The 21,860-nt window shown below is 43.2% G+C and carries 19 protein-coding genes; 5 read left to right on the top strand and 14 right to left on the bottom strand.

Annotated features, from left to right (window positions below; translation table 11 throughout):
* Positions 1–114 precede the first annotated feature (114 nt).
* Positions 115–330 (top strand): DUF1414 domain-containing protein, encoded by a 216-nt coding sequence (locus tag FLAVO9R_RS07595; RefSeq protein WP_013784021.1) that lies wholly within the window; start codon positions 115–117, stop codon positions 328–330.
* A gap of 12 nt (positions 331–342) precedes the next feature.
* On the top strand, positions 343–1,860 hold the full coding sequence (locus FLAVO9R_RS07590) for a DUF3413 domain-containing protein (protein ID WP_159530169.1): 1,518 nt from the start codon (positions 343–345) through the stop codon (positions 1,858–1,860).
* A gap of 172 nt (positions 1,861–2,032) precedes the next feature.
* Here FLAVO9R_RS07590 and FLAVO9R_RS07585 read toward each other — a convergent pair whose 3' ends face one another.
* From FLAVO9R_RS07585 to FLAVO9R_RS07570, 4 genes are all read right to left on the bottom strand, one after another.
* The gene (locus FLAVO9R_RS07585) at positions 2,033–2,590 is read right to left on the bottom strand and encodes a D-glycero-alpha-D-manno-heptose-1,7-bisphosphate 7-phosphatase (RefSeq protein ID WP_159530167.1); all 558 of its coding nucleotides are present in this window, start codon (positions 2,588–2,590) and stop codon (positions 2,033–2,035) included.
* Between the two features lie 14 nt (positions 2,591–2,604).
* Positions 2,605–3,468, bottom strand: coding sequence for a putative RNA methyltransferase (locus FLAVO9R_RS07580; RefSeq protein ID WP_159530165.1), 864 nt, complete (start codon positions 3,466–3,468; stop codon positions 2,605–2,607).
* Between the two features lie 139 nt (positions 3,469–3,607).
* A complete protein-coding gene (locus FLAVO9R_RS07575) occupies positions 3,608–4,738 on the bottom strand; it encodes an enoyl-CoA hydratase/isomerase family protein (protein WP_159530163.1) in 1,131 nt (376 codons plus the stop codon).
* A 46-nt stretch (positions 4,739–4,784) separates the two neighbouring features.
* Positions 4,785–5,939 (bottom strand): acyl-CoA dehydrogenase family protein, encoded by a 1,155-nt coding sequence (locus FLAVO9R_RS07570; protein ID WP_159530161.1) that lies wholly within the window; start codon positions 5,937–5,939, stop codon positions 4,785–4,787.
* Between the two features lie 314 nt (positions 5,940–6,253).
* Between FLAVO9R_RS07570 and FLAVO9R_RS07565 the strand changes: the two genes are divergently transcribed.
* Positions 6,254–7,897, top strand: a complete 1,644-nt coding sequence (locus FLAVO9R_RS07565; RefSeq protein ID WP_220099873.1) for a response regulator — start codon at positions 6,254–6,256, stop codon at positions 7,895–7,897.
* A 44-nt stretch (positions 7,898–7,941) separates the two neighbouring features.
* On the opposite strand, the gene FLAVO9R_RS07560 is transcribed toward FLAVO9R_RS07565, so the two are convergent.
* The gene (locus FLAVO9R_RS07560; protein ID WP_159530159.1) at positions 7,942–8,853 is read right to left on the bottom strand and encodes an NAD(P)-dependent oxidoreductase; all 912 of its coding nucleotides are present in this window, start codon (positions 8,851–8,853) and stop codon (positions 7,942–7,944) included.
* 96 nt (positions 8,854–8,949) lie between these two features.
* Between FLAVO9R_RS07560 and FLAVO9R_RS07555 the strand changes: the two genes are divergently transcribed.
* Positions 8,950–9,432 (top strand): glutathione peroxidase, encoded by a 483-nt coding sequence (locus FLAVO9R_RS07555; RefSeq protein WP_159530157.1) that lies wholly within the window; start codon positions 8,950–8,952, stop codon positions 9,430–9,432.
* Between the two features lie 35 nt (positions 9,433–9,467).
* Complete coding sequence (locus FLAVO9R_RS07550) at positions 9,468–10,535, top strand: 2-hydroxyacid dehydrogenase (RefSeq protein WP_159530155.1); 1,068 nt, start codon at positions 9,468–9,470, stop codon at positions 10,533–10,535.
* A 56-nt stretch (positions 10,536–10,591) separates the two neighbouring features.
* On the opposite strand, the gene FLAVO9R_RS07545 is transcribed toward FLAVO9R_RS07550, so the two are convergent.
* The 9 genes from FLAVO9R_RS07545 to FLAVO9R_RS07505 all read right to left on the bottom strand — a co-directional run bounded on the left by FLAVO9R_RS07545 (position 10,592) and on the right by FLAVO9R_RS07505 (position 21,709).
* Positions 10,592–11,353 (bottom strand): methyltransferase, encoded by a 762-nt coding sequence (locus FLAVO9R_RS07545; RefSeq protein WP_159530153.1) that lies wholly within the window; start codon positions 11,351–11,353, stop codon positions 10,592–10,594.
* Positions 11,350–12,111: a Nif3-like dinuclear metal center hexameric protein gene (locus tag FLAVO9R_RS07540; RefSeq protein WP_159530151.1), complete on the bottom strand. Its 762-nt coding sequence runs from the start codon at positions 12,109–12,111 to the stop codon at positions 11,350–11,352. The genes FLAVO9R_RS07545 and FLAVO9R_RS07540 overlap by 4 nt, the downstream gene beginning before the upstream one ends.
* Positions 12,112–12,229: 118 nt before the next feature.
* Positions 12,230–13,321 carry a serine hydrolase domain-containing protein gene (locus FLAVO9R_RS07535; protein WP_159530141.1) on the bottom strand — a complete coding sequence of 364 codons (1,092 nt, stop codon included), beginning with the start codon at positions 13,319–13,321 and terminating at the stop codon, positions 12,230–12,232.
* A 100-nt stretch (positions 13,322–13,421) separates the two neighbouring features.
* A complete protein-coding gene (locus FLAVO9R_RS07530) occupies positions 13,422–13,805 on the bottom strand; it encodes a hypothetical protein (RefSeq protein ID WP_013784008.1) in 384 nt (127 codons plus the stop codon).
* A gap of 110 nt (positions 13,806–13,915) precedes the next feature.
* Positions 13,916–14,329: a GFA family protein gene (locus tag FLAVO9R_RS07525; protein WP_126872316.1), complete on the bottom strand. Its 414-nt coding sequence runs from the start codon at positions 14,327–14,329 to the stop codon at positions 13,916–13,918.
* Positions 14,330–14,407: 78 nt separating this feature from the next.
* Positions 14,408–15,046 (bottom strand): TetR/AcrR family transcriptional regulator, encoded by a 639-nt coding sequence (locus FLAVO9R_RS07520; RefSeq protein WP_159530139.1) that lies wholly within the window; start codon positions 15,044–15,046, stop codon positions 14,408–14,410.
* Positions 15,047–15,175: 129 nt separating this feature from the next.
* Positions 15,176–16,204, bottom strand: a complete 1,029-nt coding sequence (sohB, locus tag FLAVO9R_RS07515) for a protease SohB (RefSeq protein ID WP_159530137.1) — start codon at positions 16,202–16,204, stop codon at positions 15,176–15,178.
* A gap of 117 nt (positions 16,205–16,321) precedes the next feature.
* Entirely contained in the window at positions 16,322–18,910 is a 2,589-nt protein-coding gene (locus FLAVO9R_RS07510; RefSeq protein ID WP_159530135.1) for an acylase, read from the bottom strand.
* 195 nt (positions 18,911–19,105) lie between these two features.
* Entirely contained in the window at positions 19,106–21,709 is a 2,604-nt protein-coding gene (locus tag FLAVO9R_RS07505) for a VolA/Pla-1 family phospholipase (RefSeq protein WP_159530133.1), read from the bottom strand.
* Positions 21,710–21,860 lie beyond the last annotated feature (151 nt).

Genomic DNA, 21,860 nt, shown 5'->3' with positions numbered 1-21,860 from the left:
CGGAATTGCGGGATTTTAGAATGAATGATTGTTATCACTCAAACAACGATTATAATCATTTTACGAGTAAAACCATTCTTTTTATCAAAGAAATCATGAAAAAGAGGCGTAACAGTGCCCCAGAACAGTCGTTATACCAATGCTGAATTTGAAACCTTAATGAATAAAGTCATTCTAACCCTCGAAGAGAACGATGCGGGAAGAGACTTATCGCTAATGGTATTAGGTAATGTAATTACCCATATTTTACAGACTCAGGTTAGTCCTGACAAACGCGAAGCCATGGCAGATCAGTTTGCTAATGTGCTCAAGAAGAGTGTTCAAGGTTAAATAGGCTTTTTTATGATTTTAGCCGAATCTCCTCGCCGCCAGCGAGTGACGAAATTAGTTAATTGGGGCCATTGGTTCGCGCTAGCGAATATCATAATAGCCATTGTTATAGCTTCTATTTTTGTGTTTTCTTCACCTATGCCAGGCACGGGTTTGGGTACACTCTATTTGCTTACCAATTGGTTAGGCCATATTGGCTTTATGACCTTTTTTGGTTTTGTTATTTTTATTCTACCGCTTTGTTATTTGGCAACGAACCCAAGGGCCATTAAAGCCAGTGCATCTATTATAGCTGCGGTTGGACTTGCGCTATTGGCATTTGATGCTTTGTTATTTAACCGCACCGGCTTTCATATCAGTTTTCACGCTGCCGATTTACTTAAAACAGAAGCTCAAACGCAAATAAGTGAATTCTACTGGCAACAGTGGGCTTATTTATTCATGCTTTTTTTAGTGTGGTTGGGTTTCCAGCTTATGCTAGCCAATGCTATTTGGAAAAGAGTCGAGCGTTTTTCACAGCATAAAATCGGTGTGCCGGTAGCTAGCTTTTTCGTGGTCTGTTTTGTCACCAGCCATGCAGTGCATGTTTGGGCCGATGCCGAACTGTATCAACCCATCATCAAGCAAGATAATATGTTCCCGCTGTCGTACCCTGCTACCGCTAAAACAACCATGTCTCGTTATGGGTTGCTCGATTTAGCCGCTTATGAAGAGCGAAAGCAACTGCAATTTAATACCGACATTCACAATATTAGCTACCCTGCAGAGCCTGTTTATTGTTCTATCGATTCCGGTAAAAACATGACAGTGATAGTGCAGATTGATGATGCCCCAATTTCTGGTATCGACACGCTAGGGCTCAATGCGTTAGAAAACTATCATTCTACCGCCAGTAGTTTACAGGGATTAATAACCACCACCTTGTTTGGTGTGCCAGAGATTTATCAAGACTCACTGAGTAGAAAGCGCCCTGTGCTGCTAGCCTTACCGGTAGGCCTAGGAATGCCTGTATCCATTCATTTTGATGAAAGTTTACCTGACGATTTGTTCGAAAGTTATCGCCAGCCTCTTTCAAACAATCATAATGGCTTACACTTAGCGTTTTTACCTGCATCTGCGATTGAGGGATACGTAACGCAAGGTATGCTGCAAACCAATAAGGTGATGATTGCTACCGGCTACGGCAATGAAAGTTCACAAGGCATGCTTTACAGTAACATGTCGCTAAGTGCCGATATTGCCAGCACTGAAGATCTTGCGCCAACGATTATGAACGCCCTTGGATGTGCGGCACCAACAACCTTCTACTCTACCGGTCAAAACTTATTGAACCCAAGCCGTAAGTGGTTAGTAAGTACCTCTGGTGAGCGTATCGTGGTGTTCCATAATGGTAAACGAACTGATGTGTTGAGTAATGGTAGTTACGAAATTACTGAGGTTGCAACGGGCAAGCGCAGCAATGCCCCGCTGAATGTCGATTTATTAAGCCAAGCTATCAAGCACTTATCTCGGTTTTCTAACCAAAACTAAAACGTAAAAGGCGCCAAATTAGGCGCCTTTTTTGTATCTATTCAATTTCATTTTATTACACATCCAGCGAAAATGCTTTGAGCGAACGGCTTTGTTTTCTCTTCATACTGGCTACCCGTCACTATGGACGCTTCATGCGTTAGCCATTAGCGAGCATGTATCAAAAAGTGGGTTATACGCTATTGGGAACAGGTATATCGTTCAAAGAGGTGACTTGAGTAACATTTTCTAACGCTGCAGTGGTCGGCGGGGCTTTGCGGGAAACATAATAACAGTGAGATAAACTAACGTCTTGCCCTGCTTGTATATCTCGCCAACTATCGCCAACCATGATGCTTAAAGGTAGTGAAATAGAATGGTCTTCTGCAGCCTGTTTTAGCATACCTGGACTAGGTTTTCGGCACGCACACTGTTTTTTGTACGCGCCAATACCATGCTCTGGATGATGAGGGCAAAAATACACAGAAACCTCACCAATACCAGCTCGGTGAAAGTCTTGCTGAACTTCGCTCATCAAAGCATTAAAATCGTCTTCAGAATACAAACCTCGTGCAATACCCGACTGATTAGTCACGATGATAATTTTATAGCCCGCATTCTCAAAGCGCTTTATTAGCGGGAAAATGCCGTCTACATAGTCAAAATCTTCGTACCGTCCCACATAACCATGGTCGACATTAACAATGCCATCACGGTCTAAAAATAAGGCTTTAACAGTGTGTGAACCCATTTTATCTTATCTCTTCAAATACATTCAGACGGTTTCAGCCAAGCTTGAACACGAAAATCAACAGTAACTTGGCTTAGTTTTTCAACAATGTCGGCCAATCTATCCGGTGGTAAACGCCAGTAATACGGCGTCATTTTTATCAACGCGATTTTTTGTTCATTGTTGTCGAAATGCAAAGGATAATTTACTGTTTCATCCATAGATTGTACGAAACCCACCCGTTCTTCTTTTTCTACAGCATGTTTTGCAGGGTTGTCATATACCAGCGACTTTAATTCGAACAAATGCATGGGTGCAGGATCCACGGTAAGCAAGAGCCCACCTGCTTTCAACACCCGTGCATACTCTTCACTGCTTCCGGGGGCAAAAACCTGAATAACTACATCTTGAGTATTCGATTCAATGGGCAAATCAAAGCTACTGGCGACAACAAACTGCTGTGATTTATAAGCCTTAGCCGCTAATTCCACCGCAATTTTCGCGATATCACTACCACTGCCAGTAGTGTGAATATCTTTAGCTTCTAAACCTGTTACTAGGGCGTTTAGGTAACTCCCTTCCCCACACCCTGCATCGTAGATCGCAAGCTCTGGGTTTGTATTCACACTGGTATTTTCACTATTGCGGTTATCGTTATGATATTGCGCCACTATATCGGTCATGCGTTGCTTCAACGGTCCATAACCATTGAGATCGTGGAACTCTCTTCGAGCGCGAACCATACTTTTGTCGTCACCAGGTGACTTCGAGTTTTTAAACTGTACAGGAAGAAGGTTAACGTAGCCGGCTTTCGCTTTGTCAAAACTATGGTTATTGCTGCATTGAATGACCGAGGCACTAATATCGATTGGGCTTCGGCAAAGTGGGCATTGCCACATAAAAAGAGTCCACTGTAAAACTGTCTAATACTGGCGGCGAGTTTACCAAACTTCACCGCCGGTGTCGTGACTGCTTCAGCGTTGCTACTAAGTTGTGAAAGAGCTTAACGCGAAGTTCCCCTCACACTATGAAACATGGCTACAAATCAGCCAATGGGTGAGCTTCATTGGTCCAGGGTGAGTCAAAGAAAGATGCAACCACCTCTTCTGGTACATCTTCTACTTTTTTGTACTTCCATTTTGGCGATAAGTCTTTTTCTATCAGTAGTGCGCGTACGCCTTCCTGAAACTCCCCGTATTGACCACAGCGACAAGACATAATTGCTTCCATACGAAAGCAGTCAGCTAAAGATAATTGTGCACCACGCTTGCACTCTTCAAACACTAAATGCGCGGTTATGGCCGACCCTTTAGCCAATGTAGATTGCGCACGGCTTAACCACTTATCTCCGCTAACATCTGCTGATAATAGGTTATTAACCACATCAGTAACGTTGTCTGGTTCACACCACTTCTCAATAATCGCTCGGTGAGATTCTACATTTGCAGGAAGCTGACTTTCTGGTGTGTTAAGGCCGTTTAAAATGGCGGTGACTTGCCCATTGAGTGGGGTTGATTCGTCATTGAGTTTCCACGAGTAATTCTGAAGCGCGTCAAACATAGCGGGTTGTTGGTCGGACGCTACCAACACGTCAGCTAATTCTACGTAACACGCGTCTGCTCCATTCATTTGAACACCGGTAAGCCCCAAGAAAAGACCAGTGTTTCCTGGTAAGCGTGGCAGAAAATAGCTGCCTCCTACGTCAGGGTACAATCCAATGGTAATTTCGGGCATTGCTAGGCGGGACGTTTCGGTAACCACACGGTGACTCGCACCACAGATTAACCCCATTCCACCGCCCATGACGATTCCAGAACCCCACACAATAATGGGTTTGGCGTAATGATGAATGTTATAATCTAGGGTATACTCTGTACGGAAAAAAGAGGCAAGAAAATCAGGGATTTCGCCATTTGATTCCAGCATTGCGTTGTACATGGATACAATATCACCACCGGCACAAAATGCTTTTTCTCCTGCGGCTTTTAACACTACGCAGACAAGATCGTTTCTATTTTCCCACGCTTGTAATGCGTTTAATAACAAACTCGCCATTTCTAAATCAAGCGCATTTAGGGCTTTGGGCTTATTCAGTGTAAGCACGCCAATAATATGTCCTGAGTGCGTTGCGATTTCTTCAACAACCACCACTGATTCTGTATGTTCCACTTTGTACTCCTTGTTGCATCACCGATTTTTGCCACCGCGCCTTATATCACAGAACGCTGGTTTCATCGCTTAGCAAGCGCCTACCAATGATGACTCGCATGATTTCGTTTGTGCCTTCCAATATTTGATGTACCCGCACATCTCTTACGTGGCGTTCTAACGGATACTCTTTGATATAGCCGTATCCACCATGTAACTGTAACGCGTCGTTACACACCTTAAAACCCACATCTGTCGCAAATCTTTTCGCCATTGCGCAATAAGTACTGCTATCGGCATGTTTGCTATCAAGCTTACTGGCTGCCATTCTCACCATTTGACGGGCAGCGACCAATTCAGTTGCCATGTCAGCTAGTTTGAATTGCAACGCTTGGAAAGTAGCAATGGGTTTTCCAAACTGCTCACGCTCAGTGAGATACTGTCTGGCGACATTAAGCGCTTGTTGCGCAGTTCCTATTGAGCATGTTGCTATATTAATTCGCCCACCGTCTAACCCTTGCATGGCCATTTTAAAGCCTTGCCCTTCATCACCTAAACGACACGACGCATCAATTTTTACGTTGTCGAAAGTGATCATTCTGGTTGGCTGTGCATTCCAGCCCATTTTCTCTTCCGCTTTACCGTAAATAATACCTTCGGCATCAGCGGGAACGGCAAAGGCGCTTATACCTTTTGCCCCGTCTCCCCCCGTACGAGCCATTACCACAAGTACATCGGTACTTCCTGCACCAGAAATAAACACTTTTGCGCCGCTAAGCACATAGCCATTTCCTACTGGCGTAGCTTTGGTTTTTAATGACGCAGCGTCTGAGCCAGCACCAGGTTCGGTTAAGCAGTAAGAAGCAAGTTTCTCCCCCGACACAAGTACCTCACACCATTGCTTTTTAACGGCTTCTTGGCCCCAAGTCGCAATCATCCACGTGGCCATGTTGTGAATTGTCAGCATGGCGGTAGTGGTGGTGCAACCCATGGAAAGCTGCTCAAAAATGATTGAAGCATCAAGGCGTGACAAGCCCAGCCCGCCTTCTGATTCAGGGGTATATAACCCACAAAAACCGAGTTCCCCCGCCTTTTTAAGTGCCTCAACGGGAAAGTGATGGTCTCGGTCCCATTGTGCAGCATTCGGTGCAAACTCCTGCATCGCGAACTGGCGAGCAGTTTCTTCAAAGGCGAGTTGATCATCTGAAAGGTCGAAATTCATGTTACTTGCCCTTCTGGGTAATAAAATTGGTAATTATTCACGGTTGATTTAAGTAAAATTCAACCATTGAGTATTTAGTCGTAATAACAGTATCTAACAACTTACCTTCACGTAAACGTAAACATCAAAAATAATTAAAGTTAATGTAAAATATTTGTGACAAATATGCAGGAATTTTACCCTGCTTTCTAACTTCACTAACGCAAAAATAATAAATAAAGACATACAGTTAGAAAGTTAAACTTACGGCTAATGCACTTTACGCCCAGCGCTGATAAGCTATGTTTATTAAAACACTACTAAACTGACATCTCTTGGATTATCGGATTGCTATCGTTGAAGATAACGCAACTGCGCGCACTACGTTGCGAGGTCATCTACTACCCATTGCAAAATTAAACGTTAGCAGTTTTGGATCAGGTGTTGAGCTTAAATCGGTGCTACGTAAGCAGCATTTCGAACTCATTATTATGGACTACCACCTAGGTCAAGGAAGAACTGGGGTTGAGTGGATACAGGGCCTTAAAGAGTCGGGATTTATTCGTCCTGGAACAGGCCTCATTTTTCTTACCTCAGATCGTTCGCCCCAAACCATTGGCCGTATAATGGATTTGCAACCTGATGCGCTAATTATAAAACCTTACACCATTGCGTCATTGTCCCGACAAATTAAGCACTATTTAAGCTATCGCCAATATATTGAGCCCGTGTTACGAGAAGTGGATAATAAACAGCGACCTTCTGCCATTACATTATTGCGTAAGAAATTGCGGGAGGGCGTTCCTCTCAGGCTTGTTTCAGATGTGGGTAAACTTTACGCCAAGCTCTTATTTGAAAACGAAGATATTTTGCCTGCAATGCGTGTGTATGAAGATGTACTCACTCGCTCAGATAAAGTGCTTTGGGCTCAATGGGGCAAAATTAAGTGCCAGTATGCGGCGGGTCTTTGGCCCGACTGCCAAGACGAACTCAGTGGCATGGTAACGTCAAGTCTAGCGCGTGACAGCGCATTTGAATGGCTGGCTTCTTTATCTTTTGAGCAAAAATCTTACGAACAAGTAGAAACCTATTTAGGTCAGATAAAATTCAGTGAACTTAGCTTACCTGCTACTAGGTTAAAAACTATCGCGTATCAAAAACAGGACAAAGTGGTAGAAGCCATTGACCTGTTACAAAAAAAGCGCGCTATGCATCGCAGTGCCAAAGACAGGTTTAACGATTTCACTTTCGAATTAGCGGAATTTTATTTACTACTTGCAGAAGAAGCGCCTAGTACGAATAGAGAAGAAAGCTTAAGCCAAGCTCGTAAGTTAGTTGGCTTGGCAGGTCGCAGTCAGAGTGATCGCCAACTATTACAAAAAAGAGATTATCTACTGGCCTTTTCAGCCATTTTAGACGGCGAAGATCATAAAGCTACTCACTTACTAGAAAGTGACTACATGGATGATTACCTTCGTACCGAGCCTTCAATGCTGGTTATTGCCGCTAAAGTACATCATGGCTTAGGCGAAGAAGGAAAAGCGAGCCAATTGCTTGCCCTTGCAAAGCAGAAGAATTCTGAGCTGCAGATCATATCGGAGCAGGTTGCTAACGACGACCTTATTTTTAGTGGTGGGGAGCGTCTGAGCCTTAATCATGACCAAGCAGTCATGCTAAATGAAACCGGTACCCAGCTGTTTATGGATAAACACTACTTACCCGCTATGAAGCATTTCTATGATGCATTGAATTTATCGCCAGAAACGGCAGCATTCGGGCTTAATTTACTGCAGTGTATGATTGAATCAGACACCGCCGTTTATCGTAAATACGGAATTCCTAAACTACTTCGCATTATTGCTGATATGGCACTTTCAGATAGTAATCATCATAGGCTCACCCAATTAAACCTAACGGCCCAAGCTAATGCAGAAAAGCTTATGGCCCCTGCTATCAACGAAGACAACAAGCACCATTAGACGTTAGGTATAAACTGACCGAGTGTGCTCATACTAATGGTATGTTATTTCAACCGCATTAGTAGGCTGGATGTATCCCAGCGATGGCCACCCATTTTTTGAACGTCACCATAATATTGGTCGACCAGGGCCGTTAGCGCTAATGTCGAGCCATTTCGACGCGCCTCATCAAGGGCAATAGATAAATCTTTTCGCATCCAATCAACCGCAAAACCATAGTCATAATGGTTTTCGAGCATAGTAGCCGCACGATTTTCCATTTGCCAAGATTGCGCAGCCCCCTTACTGATAACATCGATGACTGCATTACAGTCTAACCCTGCTTTTTGACCAAAATGAAGCGCCTCTGCTAGCCCTTGAACAATGCCGGCAATGCAAATTTGATTCATCATTTTTGCTAACTGACCACTTCCACTTTCACCTAACAATTGACTGTGTTTAGCATAGGCAGAAAATACAGCTTCAGCACGGTCATAAGCCTTTTGTTCCCCCCCCACCATGACTGTGAGTAAACCATTTTCAGCACCGGCCTGGCCACCTGACACTGGCGCATCTAAAAATGCGATGGACTGCTTTTGACATAGCGAAAACATTTCACGCGCTACTTCTGCCGACGCGGTAGTGTGATCTATCAGCAATGTACCCGGCCCCATCGTACCTAGGGCTTGGCTTGCAACGTCTTTAACATCATTGTCGTTACCTACGCACATCAACACTATATCAGCATCTTTTGCGGCTTCTGCTGGGGTTAGGGCAAGGGTGCCTTGACACTCTTTTACCCACTTTTCGGATTTCGCTTTTGTACGATTATACACAGTAACATTGAAGCCTGATTTTGCCAGATGCCCCGCCATGGGATAGCCCATCACACCGAGCCCTAGAAAACTGACGTTAATCGAAGCGTTATCGATAAGTGAACCTGCAGTTGAAGACGTTGTAAATGTATTATTTGGCATAGTGTAACTCTCTTCATAACTGATTATACTGAAGCGAAGTGTAACAAACTTTCTGATTACTAAAACACATCAATAACTAAAATAAAGAGAAGCGCTATGAGCATATACAGTCACCAAGTGATTAAAAATAACGGCGAAGCTATTGCCATGTCAGACTTCAAAGGCAAAGTGTTACTTATCGTTAATACCGCCAGTAAATGTGGTTTTACTAATCAATATGAAGGTTTAGAAAAACTCTATAAAGCATATAGTCCGAAGGGCTTCGAAATATTGGCATTTCCTTGCGATCAATTTGGTCACCAGGAACCGGGCTCAGATGATGATATTGCTCAATTTTGTAATATGAACTTTGGTGTTTCTTTTCCATTATTAAAAAAAACTGACGTTAATGGAACGCAAACCCATCCTCTTTACGTTGAATTAAAATCACAAGCACCTGGTTTACTTGGCTCTAAACGCATAAAGTGGAATTTCACTAAGTTTCTTGTCGATGCTAACGGAAACGTGGTTAAGCGTTACGCCCCAACCACGAAGCCGAGTGAAATAAGTAATGATATTGATGGACTATTGAAAGCCTAAATTTTTATCGTTTTTTGGATAGGGAGTGCAGTGTAATGAAAGTCGCGTTTTTTAGTGCCAAACCTTATGAAGAAATTGTTTTTAAGGCAGCAGCCACAAGCTTAGAAAAGGCCATGAGCCTAGAAGGGACTGAACGAGAAGACGGCCTTCCCCCTACTTTCTCCCCTATTTCTTTTACTTATTTCCCTCATCAACTCACCGCTGAGACTGCCTTGCTGTGTCAAGGCTACGATGGTGTCTGTGTTTTCGTCAATGATGAACTTAATGCGAAAACTTTATATATCTTGCATGAGGCTGGTATTAAACATATTGCGTTACGCTGTGCTGGCTTTAACAATGTCGACATCGCCACCGCAAATGAATTGAGCATCAGTGTGTCGAGAGTGCCCGCCTACAGCCCTGAAACGGTGGCAGAGCACACGCTAGCACTCATTCTTACGTTAAATCGCAAAACACACAAAGCCTATAACAGAGTAAAAGAAGGCAACTTTGAATTGGGCGGTTTACTGGGTTTTACTCTACACAATAAAACAGTAGGTGTGATAGGTACAGGACGCATTGGCCAAGCGGTTATTCGGATTTTAAAAGGTTTTGGTTGCAATATCTTATGCTACGATCCCTACCCCAATAAGCAACTCAAACAAGAAGGCGTAGTTTATACGTCACTAGAATCGCTTTTTAGCCAAAGCCACATTGTTACCCTTCACTGCCCACTTACCGAGCAAAGCTATCACCTTATCAATGAAGCGAGTATTGCCCTAATGCCCAAAGGCGCCATGCTTATAAACACATCACGGGGAGGATTAATTGATGATAAGTCGGTAATCAATGCGCTAAAAAATGGGCATTTGGGTTATGTAGGTTTGGATGTGTATGAGCGAGAGTCAGAGCTATTTTTTAGCGACCATTCTCAAGACATTATTCAAGATGACGTGTTTCAGCGTTTACTAACGTTTCCCAATGTATTGGTAACCGGGCATCAAGGCTTTTTCACCAAAGAAGCTTTGAGTGAGATTGCCGCCATAACCCTAGATAACTTGTGTTTTATCGCCGGTGACACACGACGAAACGTTCAAGACAATATGGTTAAGCACATAAGTTAACGGGCTTAAGGTAATGAGAATAGCTTAAAGGAAATAGTAGGAAAGTAGCCATTTCGCTACTTTTCCAAGACAAGATGAAAATACTTACCTAGCCACATAAACGGCTCTGTTTGGTTGTAGGTTCGTTCTAAGCTTAACAACCCTTCAAACTGGGTGGTTTGATGTTCTGGGTTCTTCAAGTAATCATGAAAACATCGTATGCCGGTTTTCGCTTTTACCTTAAAACCAATAGACTCACAAAAATCGCTGGCTTGTTTAGCCGGTAACGGATTTTTAGGGTTAAGGCGAACTTGGTTCCTGACTTTCATACCTTGCGCAATGTAATCAAAATTACCATAAATAGCGTTGGTCATTAAGTTTGCATCACGGTTAAAAAAGCTCAGGCTTAATATTGCTCCTTCACGCATGTTGTCATATAAAAACTGAATAGCTTGGTAGGGCTCATTCAACCATTCCAAAACAGCGTGGCAAACTACAAGGTCATAGTGTTCCATATTTTGAATATCTAACAAATATTGATGTTGAATATTCACGTTTGGAAACGTTTTTAAATTGTCTTTGGCATGAACCAATACATCTTCTGACCCATCAGTTAGGAACACACTATGCCCAAACGATGCCAAGTGAGCGGCCATCACACCTGTGCCGCCGCCCACTTCTAGCACCTTTTTAGGCAGTGCACTTTCTGTTACTTCAACGAAAGGGGCTAAGGCTTCACAAAGCATAATTTGCCTAAGTTTGCCTTTTGTAGTGCCATAGATGTTATCGGCAAACTTTGCGGCTATACCGTCAAAAATATGATCTAATTTTTGTGTCATGCTGGATTTGGAATATCGATAAAAGATACGTCGAGGTTAAACTCGATTTGAATGTGCTCGCCTAATGCCTTCACGCCGTAGCGTTCAGTGGCATGATGACCCGCCGCAAAAAAGCTAATGCCCATTTCACGCGCCGTATGAATAGTTTGTTCAGACACTTCACCGGTAATAAACGCATCTACCCCTGCCGCAACAGCTTGCTCGATAAAGCCTTGACCGCCGCCTGTACACCAGGCAACGGTTTTAATAGCTTTAGTATCATCACCTTCCGCTAATACAGCTCGTCCTAACTTATCAGCTAAAAGCTGCTGTAGGTCATGCTGAGACATTGGGCTTTCGAATTCCCCTTCCATAACCACACCCGTAGGTTTTACGCCGCTTAGGGCTTGCACCTTGTCAATATTAAGCAGTGCCGCAAGCTGTCGGTTATTCCCAAACTCGGGGTGAACATCTAACGGTAGATGGTATGCGTATAAATTGATATCGTGTGCAAGTAACGCCTTAATGCGCTTTTTCTTCATGCCGGTAATTGCTTGCGACTCGCCTTTCCAAAAATAGCCATGATGCACCACGATGGCATCGGCATTTTCTGCAATGGCGGCATCAATCAAGGCTTGTGAGGACGTTACCCCTGTTACTACACGTTGAATTTCTGGCTTGCCTTCAACTTGCAGACCATTAGGGCAATAGTCGCTAATCTCATGGGCTCTAAGTGTGCCATCTAGATAGCGTTTAAGTTCAAGGTTACTTACTGACACAAACACTCCGGTTAACTGTTATAAAATCAGTTCAACAATCATGTTAAACCTATAGAATTGTTAAGCATTATACTAATTTTGAACGGCTACTGCCGTCCTTTCTTATTACACATGCCAGCTACCACTCACCGTTCTTATTTAAAATATCCGTAATGGACTTTGCAATTTCCCAGCGCGGTGTATCACTTGAGTTACTCAGTATAATTATTGCGTTTTTACTGTCTGGATATGTAAGCACTAGCGATTTGTACCCACGAATACTACCTGGATGCCTAGCGACTTTCCCATATTCATTCTCATAAACCTGCCAACCTAGTGCCATGTATATTTCACCCCACGTGGTTTTTACTTGTGGCACTAACATCGCATCGAAGGAATGATTATCTAAAATGACAGGATTGTTGTTAAGCGTGAGCGTAAGCCATTGGCTTAAATCGTATACGTTAGCAATGAGGCCTTCACTGGGGTTAAAAGCTAAGTCATAGGGTCGCTGCTCAAGCTTGTCTATTAACTTTCCCCTGTAGGTTGGATGCGTTTCAGCTAAATTTTCATCTGAGCCATCATAAAAATGACTTTTTCTGATTTTTGCTGGCTTAAAAATATTGTCATAGATGAAAGCGTCATAGCGCTGACCACTAACTGAGAGAATGATCTCACCCAACAGATTATAATTAGTGTCACTATACACAAAGCTGTGACTTTCAGACTCTTCGGGGACAGCGCCTCCCATCAATTCTAAATAACGCTTCAGCGATCTACCTTGTTTAGCACTCGCAGGCCTAATAACGTCCGTTAAGCCTGAAGAATGGGTGAGTAATTGCTTTATAGTGATTTGAGACTTTTCAAGCTGTGGTATGTATAAACCCACTTCGTCATCGAGGCTTAATTTTCTTCGCTCTACTAATTTCATTATGGCTTGCGCAGTGAAAAGTTTAGAAATTGACGCAGCCCTGAATAGCGTTTTATCCGTTGTGGGCTTGGTTAACTTCTCATCTAGGTAGCCGAAACCTTCAATATAACTGACTTTGCCGGCAGTAATGATAGCTACTGCCATTGCGGGAATAGTAAACTCACCTCGAACTTCATCCAAGTACTGAGTCAGTTCCTTATGACCGCCTTGTTCGGCGGAAATAGCATTTACTGAAAAAATGAATAGTGTTGAAATAGTAAATTTACGGCATATATACCCAAACGCGTATTCAGTATTCACAAAGGGTTTCCCTACTCATAGCCAAAATTAAAAATAACTTCGGCTATGCCGTTTTAAAATGAAAGTAGCGGTTGATTCACGATGAAGGTAAAGGACGTAGTTACCAGAATTTTAATACGTTTGCTGCCAGATAACCTACACCTATACCAAAGCACATCATAGAAATTGTTCTAATGAACTTCAAAACCTTTGAAGCATCGTATATTTGTTTACCTTTGAGTAATGAATCAATTATATGATCCTGCCCCGTAATCGACAAAATAATGGAAGCCACGAAAAAACCGAGGGATACATAAAGATCTTTATCTGCTTCTATGGCTTTCAATTGAACAAGAACGACGATTGCACCAATAGCAGCGGAAGATAACCACGCATATTGTTTTAGTAATTCAAAATGTAATTCTGTGGTAAGGGTCTCATTTTTGATTTTATTCTGTTGGGCTGAATCTAGTTCCGGTTTTTCTTCTAATTCCAATGAATCCATTATAAACATCCAATTTTAATGTAGATCTACACTCATTGATGAGGCTAATAATACTTTTGCAATTTTCTTACAGGAGATGAACCAACAGCGTCTCATTAGTTGAGTTCAATTTACCGACTTTGTCTAGCAGGTTCAAACGTATCATATCTTGGCAGCGCAGCATCTAAGTTGTCCCAGTTTGCTTTTGACGTAACAAAGTTGTGAGAGATGGGTCTTTCTGAAATATCTGAATCTACAATACCAAGCCGAATTCTCAGTTTTTCAGGATTAGCTGCATTTGAACTATAAATGGGCGATGCACAGGTAGAGCAAAAATGTCTATTTTTACCTGGTTTAAATTCGTAAGTAGCAAGTTTCTTCTGTGGGTCTATTAGGCGGAATTCGTTAGCATTGATAAAGCCATTGGTGGCATAGGCAGTACCACTATTCTTTCTACAAAGTGAGCAATGACAATGAATGATGTCATCTATCGAGCCTAAAATCTCGACGCTTATTTCGCCGCACAGACAGGTTCCGTAATACATATATACTTCCTTTTACTTAATCCCCATCTAGAATGCATGTTATCCAACCTCGGTAACTTGACACTCTGACCCCATTTTTTAGTTATTTTGTGTGATGCTACCAGCAACACCTTGTGCTACAAACGGTACTAGGTGACTGATCACCTCTTCAATATTCACATGCTTGTGAAAATCTGACTCAGCGATTTCTGTCAACGCTCGACTTGAAGCCATTGAGAAGACAAAACTACCCATTGCAAAGTGCAAGCGCCAGAAAAGCGCTTCTTCAGGTAGGTCGGGTAAGCACTGTTGAATAGCGTCAACCAAGGCTCTAATTGTTTCGCCATAATCGTTCATAATGAAACGGCGCAAATGACCTTGGGTTTCGTTATACCCTCGACCCAATAGCTGAACAAAAATGGCTGTGCCCGACGGTCTTAGCACATTGAGTTTCAACATAGGAGGAATAAGTGCATACAATAAGGTAGCAACACCTTCGCTACCGGAAGATACTTTATTGTTGGCAAGGCAGGTATTCACTTCAGGCATCAAAACATCGAAATACCTTTTTAGCACTGCCTGAATAAGGTTCTTCTTACTACCAAAGTGATAATTGACTGACGCTAGATTAACCTCGGCTCGAGTCGTAATCTCGCGCATCGATGTCTGCGTGAACCCTTGCTCTGAAAAGAGCAGTTCAGCAGCATCTAAAATATCAGCTTTAGTTTGCTTCGCCATTTTTTATTTTTCTTTAACCTAAGTCTCATCACGCCCGTTCCTTCATGTAAAAACGACTCGGAACGGGGCAAAAAGGTTACACATAACCACAAGAGAATGCTGTAACCTATTATTTTATATTAATTATTATTAAAACCAGTGCCTTGCTTTGTTCCAAGTCTGCATGACTACCCGTTCTGCAACAGCTGCAACCGACAGCCCTAGTTTTTCTGCCACATTCTTTTTCAACGAGTACTTAACCTTAAATATTTCGCGCTCTGGGAAGTGCGATAAAATGTAATCGTCTGAGGTTGAAAGCGCATCTACCAAACCTAGTTCTTTTGCTTTAACACCAGGCCAATATTCACCCGTTGCCACTTTCTCAATGTTCATTTCAGGGCGCTGACTATGAACGAAGTCTTTAAACAACGTGTGAATTTCTTCAATTTCTTCTTTAAATTTTGCACGCCCTTCGTCATTATTTTCGCCAAACACGGTAAGCGTTCGCTTGTATTCACCTGCCGTATGTTGCTCAAATTCCACATCGTTCTTCTTCAATAATTTATTGAAGTTTGGCAATTGCGCTAACACACCAATTGAACCAATGTACGCAAATTGAGACGCTAACAATTTATCTGCCACACAAGCCATCATGTAACCGCCACTTGCCGCTACTTTGTCTACCGCGATGGTTAATGTAAGGCCTTTTTCTTTGATGCGTTGTAACTGGGAAGCCGCTAATCCGTAACCATGTACCACGCCACCGCCACTTTCTAAGCGAACAAGTACTTCATCTTTTTTGTTGGCTACACATAAAATAGCGGTAATCTCTTCACGTAAGTGCTCAACCTCATTAGCATCCATAGAGCCTTTAAAATCAATCACAAATAACCGAGATTTTTCTTCTTCATCGCTAGCTTTTTTACTTTTGCTTTTGGCCTTATCTTCTTTCTTCTGCTTTTTAGCTAGTTGCTTCAATGCTGCTTTGTCGAGCAACACTTGCTTCGCATAATGGGTAATGTCCTTTAGTTGCTCTGACAGTGAGATTATTTCTAACTGACCTTTACCTTGTTTCTGCTTACTTGCAACGCCAACGATGGTCGATACCACGATAATAAACGCGATAACCAAGGTAACGGCCTTAGCCACAAATAAACCGTATTCGTACAAAAACTCCAAACCTATCTCCTAGTACAAAATAAAAGGGTCTGTTATAAGACCCTTCATAACGACCTTATTGTCCGAATTAGAACTAACATTAAGGCGACTTTATATAATGGCGCCTATAATAGCAGTCTAATTTTCCTCTGACGATAGGGTTAATGTACTGATTGTATTTGCAGATATTTCTTCGTCGGTAAAATACAAATCACGTAACGTGGGTTGAGACGAATAAAGTTCAGTTTGATCAGTTGAATGTTCACTGCCATAAGCCCTAGATTGAGAGTATGAAAGAAGTCCCCTTCCTTTTGGCCCGTCTTCAGTAAAGTTAATGACCATCATCCAACTGCTACCATAATTTATATGATAGCCCTCTGCTTCTGCGCTCATAATGGTATTGCTGTTAAGCGGTGCATAGGTATGTCTTGGCAGTAAAGTTCCATTGTTGTTAGGCACAATACTAAAGACATTAAAACCACCTTCGATGTTATGTGCACCAGCCCATGGAAGTTTTACACCCGATGCCGTGCCATTTGGCAGGCTTCGCTCTACAAATTGTACTTCACCTAAGGTTGCATCAAGCGCTACACCGGCTTGGTTAACAACCTGAACTGCTGCAGCAAATTGATTAATTGTGGTGTCATTCTGCAATAAACCACTTGGCGTGGTAACAGGGTTATCAACAGAAAACGGTGTTTCCCACTGGGGATCCCTGTCAAATTGAAACGCAAACTCTCTAAATACGTGCGCCCCAACACTGTCTTTGTTCATGGTGCCATCCCACGAGGCCAATGCTGCACAGCCAGCGGAGATATCCACGTCTTCACCATTTACCGTAACAGGATCACTACCTTGGGCTGTACAAGCTTGAAGTAAGCTAGGCAACACCATATCGGCCAACATGCTTCGGTTGTTAAGTAGCAAGGTTTCCACTTCGTCAGGCGTAAATGTGTTGTCACTACCTGCTTCAGATTCTATAAATTGCTGAGCTAAGCGTGATCGCAGACTTTGTTGATTTTCCACATTGCCATAAAGTGGCGAAACTCCCGTGATAGGTGACGATAAATTTGTTAACCAAAAGCTGTTGTTTGAGTTTTGAACTGAATCTGTTCCCTCATATTTTGGTGCTTCCTCGTAAGGTACAGGTCCATCGAAATCAAACGCAGAGGCAAAACCGGGTAGAACAGTAAAACCCGCTGCTATTTTAGTTTGTACTAAAACAGGATTAGTGGTTAATTCTGAAATGGCGGTTTCAGTTAAGTTAGGGACGGTAGAATCGTCAATATAAAATACCTGACCGTCCGCTGAAGCAGACATGGTATTGTTAAAAATAACACCATCATAGTCTTTGAAGGCTTGTTTGAACTCCTCCATAGAGCCCGCCATATTCATCGCTAGCCAGTGATCAACAACATCCAAATTCGGCAAATTTGCATCTTTAATGGCAAACGCATTAGTGTCCGTCCACTCAAAATTACCCGGCACTTCAATCATAGGCCCGTAATTTGTGTAATAGGCTGTTTTGTTGAGCATGATGGTTTGGCCTGGTGCCACCGCTACCTCAATCTGCATTGGCTTCTCGTAAATGGTCCGTTTACTACCATCAACCCTATGAGTAAGGCCCGTATCATCATCTTCATCTAACGTTAATTGATAAACGACAAAGTGCTCAGCTGTAGAAAAGGTGTGTGTCCACGCAACGTTTTCGTTGAAGCCTATATTCACCGCACCTGGTAACCCCGTCAAAGAGCCACCTATTACGTTTAAATAACCTGGTATTTGCGTATGGAACTGCCAAAAACGTAAATTCCCTGTGTGAGGAAAATGGGGGTTCCCTAAAACCATTCCCATACCGTTAGTGGTTTTGTCGCTCCCTAGTCCCCAGCCATTTGACCCCATGTCTTGTGGATTTTTTTCCGGCAGTACTACGGTAGGGTTAATGTTAAACGGCACAGCGTTTACTTGCGTATTGGCCGCCATGGCAGTAGGTGATGCCGCTGCCTTTTGTGAAACGGTGCTCGTGCTTGCCGCAGGTGTAGGTAAGTAACTTTCCCCTTCAGGCGCAGCTAAAAACATTGGGCCTAAAAAGTTAGCAGCACCTGGTAATAACGCAACACCCAGTGAGTACGTTAATAAATCAGTACTGTCGATATCATTTACCCAAGGCTGCCCAGCACACGACTGATCTTGGTCAGCCACAGGCGTGTCCGCTAAGTAACGATTGTAACCTGCAGTATAACCTTGAAACATGGCTCTTGAGTTTGCTGACATGCGCGCCAAATTCTCTTCAGCCAATGCACGAATACCCAATGTTAAAAAGCCGAAATCATTAATAAGGTGCTCTGAATCACCACTGCCCGGTTGGTTGTCAGGACCGAAGTATTTCGAGCGCTCAGAATTATATTTAATAATTTGATCTGCCAAAATACATAAATTATCTTTAGCAAACGCATAACCCACCCCGTAGGCCATACTTTCTAGATTATCCGCTTTAACGTGAGGCACACCGTAAGTTGTCCACGTTATGTCAGCCGTTAATACACCATCTGTATCAAAAGCGGGTACCGGTGCTGGTGTAGGTTCAACGGGAGTTGGCTCAGGAGTGGTTGGCGTTTGCACGTTATCAAAATTATTATCGTTCCCTCCACAACCTATTAGTGTGGCAGCAATAGAGGCTGCGAGAAGTGTACGATATGGCAATATACGTTTCTTTGGTATGTTCACAAACTGTCCCTTATTGTTGTAATACTCGAAATCAAGATCCTGTATCCTTCTTTCTTCAACAGATCCGACCAATTAACACTACATTAACAATAAGAAACATTCAAACAACATTTTGATTTTTAGCTTAAATAAGCAAAAAAAAAGACCGACATAAGTCGGCCTTTTCATGTTTATGACTCAACTAGTTACATATCACTAATTTGATACAACAGTCTCATCAGTAATGGGTAAAACCGTAGCGTCAGAAGAGATATAACCTGCTACTTCTCGTTGCATTTCAGCCGTAACTGCCGTGCTCGCTGCTGGGCTTAAACTTGATGCATGCGCACCACTGTTAAATAAAACCAAGCCGCTTAATGCATCGGTACCCGATTGGGTAGTCGTCACCTGATTTAAACCAATGGTATTGGCAAGCGCTAACTGACCAGACAATGGCAAAGATGTACTTACTGGTATGACTTGGTCTGGTAAGTTTTCTTCCCCGCCGTCACCTACCACTGTCATCATGTGTACTGGTGTAGTTTCACCAAGCGTAGTGGCATAGTTAGTTGGGTCACCAGCGTCCATAACCGTTTGTGCAGCAAATGCGAATTCAGCAAATACCGCATTAACTTCTGCAGCTTGTTCATCGCTTAAGGCATCCATAAATGCGCTTACCGCACCCACTAACTGTGCTTCTGAAACATCAGTTGTGCCATAAAGCTGAGTTAACAAGGCAACAAAATCTTCAGACGACTGAGATAACAGCAATCCTTTGATAAGCGGACCAAAGGTAGCAGACTCAAGTAAGAACTGAGCTGCACCGCCTCCAGGAGACTCTAACGAGGCTTGTTTAACAGCATACATGCCGTCTAACGCGCCTAATGTCTCTCCCATGCTGGTGTTAGCCACTGCGGCAAAGTTACCGCCCGTAATAGCGCCTAATGATACACCCATGATAGATACACGAGACATATCAAATGACACGTTTTGGGTTGCAGTAGCATCAACTACCGCGTTCAAACCTAAACGTAGGCCCAATAAATCAGACACGCTTTGACGCAGGTTATCACGCGCAGTTGGCAAGCTTGCCAAGTTCATGTAATGAGTAGCGCTTACGGTTGTAGCATTGATGTCATCAGTGCCGTCGCCGTCTAAATCATAACCACGAGTACCGTGAAGTGGTTGGTCGATAGCCACTGAAGCAATACCTGCCAACGACAAAGTCCCCGTAATGGCTAGCATATCTTCTTTCTTACTCGTAATACCATGCGCTAAAATCACTACAGGCCAACCCGCTTCTGGCATACTGACAGAGAAGCCAAGTGCACCAGCAATCGCTGGGTCTGGAATTGTCACCTGCACATCTAACGTCTCTTCACCCATGTTTCCGCCAGTCATCTGAGGGAATGGGTTAAACTTAGTGATATTACGGGCGTTATCTAGCATTTCGCCATTAACACGTAAATCAGATAAGCCTAAACTTGAACACGTTTCGAAGTTTGGACCAGGTGTGGCACTAGCGAGTACTTCATCAGAAGCCGTTGCTAACACAATACCGCTGTCGCAGGCTGCTTGCCAAAATTCATTAACTGGCGCTGTTGGGTTTTCTGCGCTTGGAACACCTAGGAAATAAGGAAGCGACACGCTACCCTCATAGCGTTGTGCTGCACAAAACGGACCCGCTTCGGCAAGTATGCCAGTAGACACAGCCACAGCGAAATCGTTAACCGCACCCCATTGGGCAGATAACTGACCAGACACGGTACCCGCTAACCCAGCACACGTTTCAAGTGCACTGAAGTCAGTGGCTTCAATAACAGGTACTAAGGCTGCTGCCTCTGCTGGTAAGTTATCTATTCCGACTGAAACCGCACCAGCGACTACTTCTTCTGTGACTAAATTTAGCGCTTCCATCGCTGTAGGTGCGCTGTCAACGTCTCCTACTACAATAACAGGAAGTGCTTCACCCGCGGTTGGGTCTCCAGCAGCAGCGCGTGCTGCAAACTCACCTACCATTACTTTTTTGATGGTATCGAGTGAATTCGCAATTGATTGCGTGGTGAATGCAGAAACATAGGTGATATCTTCACGCTCATAACCTGCACCAATCACTGGGTTTACCAGTGAGTTCACAATGCCTTGAAGCAATAATTGATCATCACTTGATAATGGCAGTGTATTGATATCTTGTCGTGTTGAATCCCACGATGTAGAGCCTTGTACAGACTTACCAGACGAATCTTTCAACGCGGTGGTCATTACCAACATGTGACCTTGAGCCGGCTTCAGTGGCTTTAATGGCACAAAGGTAATTGTTGATTCATCAGCAAGAGAAAGCACATAATCTTCGCCGTAAACCAACTGATCGCCAAGCTTACAACCCGCAGAAGGCGTCGTGATTTGCGCGCAATCTGGATCGTTTAAATCCAACCCTAGGGTTGCTTCAAACATCAACACGCCAGCCGCCAAGGTAGACGCGTCAAGTGAAACACCTGCCGGCGTCTCTACCGATATAGCAAATGGATGCTGTGTTGACCATCCGTCTAGTACATTAAGTGCGTTTTGTGGGTCAGCAAAGTTAGTTGGATCGTCTACCGGAATGTTAAGGGTATAATCGAAAAAGCCGTCATCCCCTGGTAGCATTAGAAGATCATTAGGTATATTTAAATCGCCACTAGCGGGATCAAACACGATACGTGAAAATGGTGTTTGGACCTCTGTCTCGGCCTGAATATCGGACAGGGTATCATCGGAGCCGCCACAGCCTGTTAGACCCAGCGCAAGGGCCACACTGGAACTTAATATGAGTTTTCTCATTCTTACTCCCTACAAGCATTGTTGTTATTCTGTGTATCTAAAACTCGCATTGCTTGTAAGCTGGCACCTTTAACGCCTTGTTCTTACTGCAAACTCACCGAGCTTCAAACATGTTAGACCAGTTGTATCTCCCTCAATCTTATTAACTTTG

The sequence above is a fragment of the Alteromonas sp. 38 genome, from assembly GCF_902506055.1.
In the GTDB taxonomy this organism is placed as follows: Bacteria; Pseudomonadota; Gammaproteobacteria; order Enterobacterales; family Alteromonadaceae; genus Alteromonas; species Alteromonas lipotrueae.
The sequence above is the reverse complement of the archived record's forward strand: the minus strand, read 5'-3'. Positions and strand labels throughout refer to the sequence as shown.

What these genes read in the sequence shown, in the direction of transcription:
- FLAVO9R_RS07590 (WP_159530169.1), top strand. Translation starts at nt 343, where the DNA reads ATGATTTTAGCCGAATCTCCTCGCCGCCAGCGAGTGACGAAATTAGTT.
- FLAVO9R_RS07585 (WP_159530167.1), bottom strand. Translation starts at nt 2,590, where the DNA reads ATGGGTTCACACACTGTTAAAGCCTTATTTTTAGACCGTGATGGCATT.
- FLAVO9R_RS07580 (WP_159530165.1), bottom strand. Translation starts at nt 3,468, where the DNA reads ATGTGGCAATGCCCACTTTGCCGAAGCCCAATCGATATTAGTGCCTCG.
- FLAVO9R_RS07570 (WP_159530161.1), bottom strand. Translation starts at nt 5,939, where the DNA reads ATGAATTTCGACCTTTCAGATGATCAACTCGCCTTTGAAGAAACTGCT.
- FLAVO9R_RS07560 (WP_159530159.1), bottom strand. Translation starts at nt 8,853, where the DNA reads ATGCCAAATAATACATTTACAACGTCTTCAACTGCAGGTTCACTTATC.
- FLAVO9R_RS07555 (WP_159530157.1), top strand. Translation starts at nt 8,950, where the DNA reads ATGAGCATATACAGTCACCAAGTGATTAAAAATAACGGCGAAGCTATT.
- FLAVO9R_RS07550 (WP_159530155.1), top strand. Translation starts at nt 9,468, where the DNA reads ATGAAAGTCGCGTTTTTTAGTGCCAAACCTTATGAAGAAATTGTTTTT.
- FLAVO9R_RS07545 (WP_159530153.1), bottom strand. Translation starts at nt 11,353, where the DNA reads ATGACACAAAAATTAGATCATATTTTTGACGGTATAGCCGCAAAGTTT.
- FLAVO9R_RS07530 (WP_013784008.1), bottom strand. Translation starts at nt 13,805, where the DNA reads ATGGATTCATTGGAATTAGAAGAAAAACCGGAACTAGATTCAGCCCAA.
- FLAVO9R_RS07525 (WP_126872316.1), bottom strand. Translation starts at nt 14,329, where the DNA reads ATGTATTACGGAACCTGTCTGTGCGGCGAAATAAGCGTCGAGATTTTA.
- FLAVO9R_RS07520 (WP_159530139.1), bottom strand. Translation starts at nt 15,046, where the DNA reads ATGGCGAAGCAAACTAAAGCTGATATTTTAGATGCTGCTGAACTGCTC.
- FLAVO9R_RS07505 (WP_159530133.1), bottom strand. Translation starts at nt 21,709, where the DNA reads ATGAGAAAACTCATATTAAGTTCCAGTGTGGCCCTTGCGCTGGGTCTA.